This window comes from Hydrogenophaga sp. (genome assembly GCF_041633695.1).
Taxonomy (GTDB): Bacteria; Pseudomonadota; Gammaproteobacteria; order Burkholderiales; family Burkholderiaceae_C; genus Hydrogenophaga.
The window spans coordinates 1-2,917 of record NZ_JBFJMY010000489.1; the positions used below are offsets into that span (position 1 = coordinate 1).

Here is a 2,917-nt window from a genome sequence, read left to right on the forward strand (position 1 = left end):
CACGCCCAGGAAAATCGTACCCAGCACCAGGAAGATCAAAACCAGTGGCGGAATCAGCACAAAGGTCACGCGCTCGGTGAGCCGAGACAACAAACCCAGCTTGAACCATTTGTTGAGCAAGGCCAGGCCCAGCGCCAGGAACGCACCAATGGTCAGCGACATGATGAACACCTCGTCGCCAGGCGCTGGCATCGAGCGGTTCAGCCAGGGGTTCATGATGGACTCGTGCACATGCGACCAGGCAAAGCCAGCCGCCACACAAACCACCATCAAACCCAGCAAGGACATGTGTCCACTCGAACCGTTGGACTCGGAATACACACGCGCTTCGAGTGGCAAGGCCGGCACCCATTTCGGTTTGACCAAAGCCACGACCAGAATGAACAGCAGGTACAAGCCCACCAACAGCAATCCGGGGACCAGCGCGCCGGCGTACATATCACCCACCGAGCGACCGAGCTGGTCGGCCAGCACGATCAGAACCAGAGACGGCGGCAAGGCCTGGGCCAGGGTTCCGGAAGCGGTGATGGTGCCCGTGGCGATGGTCCGGTTGTAACCGTAACGCAGCATGATGGGCATGGCGATCAGACCCATGGAGATCACCGAGGCGGCAACCACACCCGTGGTGGCGGCGAGCAGTGCACCCACCAGCACCACGGCAATGCCCAGGCCACCCCGCATGGGGCCAAACACCTGACCCACGGTTTCCAGCAAGTCCTCTGCCATCCGGCTGCGCTCCAGGATGATCCCCATCAATGTGAAGAAGGGAATCGCCAGCAGCGTGTCGTTCTGCATGATGCCGAACACCCGTAGCGGCAAAGCCTGAAACAGGTTGGAAGGGAACAGCTCCAGCTCCATGCCGATAAAGCCGAAGAACAGCCCGGTGGCCGCGAGCGAAAAGGCGACCGGAAAGCCGGCCAGCAAAAAGACCAGCAGGCCCCCAAACATGATGGGGACGAAATTGTTCGCGAGCATTTCCATCATGATTTCGCTCCCGCTTTGCGAGCAGCTTCCAGATCGGCAATTTCTTGGGCCAGCAATTCGGCTTCGCTAGGGCCGGTATGGCTGAGTACATCGGGACCAGCTCCGGTCAGAAATGCGAAGCGTTTGATCAATTCGGAAACCCCTTGCACAAACAAAAGGGTGAAGCCCAGAGGAATCAAACCATAGACCGGCCAGCGGATCAGACCGCCAGCATTGGACGAGGTTTCGCCGGTGGTCCAGGCGCGCTCAAACAGCGGCCAGCCCAGCGTGGCCATCATGTAGCACAGGGGAAACAGGAAAACGATGATGCCGGCCACATCCACCCAGTTCCGGGTGCGGTCGCTGAATTTCCCGGAAATGAAATCGATGCGCACGTGCGCGTTGCGCAGAAAGGCGAAACCGCCGCCGAGCATGAAAACAGCCGCAAAAAAATACCACTGGATTTCCAGCAGACTGTTTGAACTGACGCTGAAGATTTTTCGCACGATGGCGTTGCCCGCACTGATCAGCGTGGCAGCCAGGATCAACCACATGGCCAGCTTGCCGATAAGCTCGCTGCACGCATCGATCCAGCGTGAAATTTTGAGTAGGAATGACATGAAAAACCCCTGACGGGTTGGCAAGAATCGGATTCGATGGCTTGCAGGAACCAAGCCAAGACGCAGGCAAAGGTCTGCGTTCGCTTATCGAAAATGGATCAGACGCGCGTCAGCGTGCTCACACAAAGCACGCCGACGCGATTCGAGCAAAAAACCCCGCGACAGCGGGGTTTTTGATAAAAAGGTCGAGACCTTACAGCTTGGCAGACTGCATATAACGATCAAACTGGGCTTCCGTGAAACGGAACCAGAGGTTCTGGTCCTTGCGGAAGGCCGAATAATCCGTGTAGATTTTTTTCCATTTCGGATTCTTGGCACTGATGTCATCGTACAAAGCCATCGAGTGCTTGAACGCTTCGTCCATCACGGCCTTGGGGAATGGCAGCACCTTGGTACCAGCACCCACCAGTTGCTTCAGTGCACCCGGATTGAGCGCATCGTATTTGGCTTGCATGGTGGTATGCGCGATGGCCGCGGCACACTCCACGATCGCCTTGTTTTCAGCTGAAAGGCTGTCGAAGGCCTTGTTGTTGGTGTAGAGCGAGAGCTGTGGACCACCTTCCCACCAGCCGGGATAGTAGTAGAAAGGCGCAACTTTGTTGAAGCCCAATTTCTGATCGTCGTATGGACCCACCCATTCGGTGGCGTCGATGGTGCCTTTTTCCAGCGCCTGGTAAATTTCACCGCCGGGGATGTTTTGCGGAACACCACCCATGGCCGTCAACACCCGACCAGCGAAACCGCCGATGCGCATTTTCATGCCTTTGATATCGGCGACCGATTTGATCTGCTTGCGGTACCAGCCACCCATTTGGGCGCCGGTATTGCCCATGGGGAAGTTCACGATGTTGTAGCCAGCGTAGAACTCGCGGGTCAGCTTCAAGCCATTGCCTTCGTACATCCAAGCGGTCATCTGGCGGCTGTTCAGGCCAAACGGGATGGCACAGTCCAGCGCAAACGTGTCGTCTTTACCAAAGAAGTAGTAAGGCGCGGTGTGTGCGCATTCCACGGTGCCTTCTTGGACACCGTCCACCACACCAAACGCTGGCATCAATTCGCCGCCAGCGTGCACGGAAATCGTGAACTTCCCACCCGACATCTCACCCACTTTTTTGGCGAATACCTCGGCGGCACCGTAAATGGTATCGAGCGCCTTGGGAAAGCTCGACGCAAGGCGCCAGCGGATGGTGGTCTGCGCGTGTACGGCGGGGGCGGCACCAGCGGCCAGCACACCAGCAATACCGGCATGTTTGATGATTGAACGACGATCCATAAGATTAACTCCGTGTTGGTTTTCTCAATCCAGGACAAGCATTTTGTGCCCAGTCCCAGTG

General features: G+C 57.1%; 3 protein-coding genes. All 3 read right to left on the bottom strand.

What is annotated here, in order from left to right; all coding sequences use genetic code 11:
* Nucleotides 1-981 (bottom strand): TRAP transporter large permease subunit (locus tag ABYB95_RS20590; protein ID WP_372661283.1); only part of this gene is annotated, 981 nt, incomplete at its 3' end.
* On the bottom strand, nucleotides 981-1,637 hold the full coding sequence (locus tag ABYB95_RS20595; RefSeq protein WP_372661277.1) for a TRAP transporter small permease subunit: 657 nt from the start codon (nucleotides 1,635-1,637) through the stop codon (nucleotides 981-983). The genes ABYB95_RS20595 and ABYB95_RS20590, both read right to left, overlap by 1 nt.
* Nucleotides 1,638-1,776: 139 nt before the next feature.
* On the bottom strand, nucleotides 1,777-2,856 hold the full coding sequence (locus ABYB95_RS20600) for a TRAP transporter substrate-binding protein (protein ID WP_372661280.1): 1,080 nt from the start codon (nucleotides 2,854-2,856) through the stop codon (nucleotides 1,777-1,779).
* Nucleotides 2,857-2,917 lie beyond the last annotated feature (61 nt).

Excerpts from the sequence above, each read along its gene's own strand:
- ABYB95_RS20600 (WP_372661280.1), bottom strand. The coding sequence starts at position 2,856 with ATGGATCGTCGTTCAATCATCAAACATGCCGGTATTGCTGGTGTGCTG.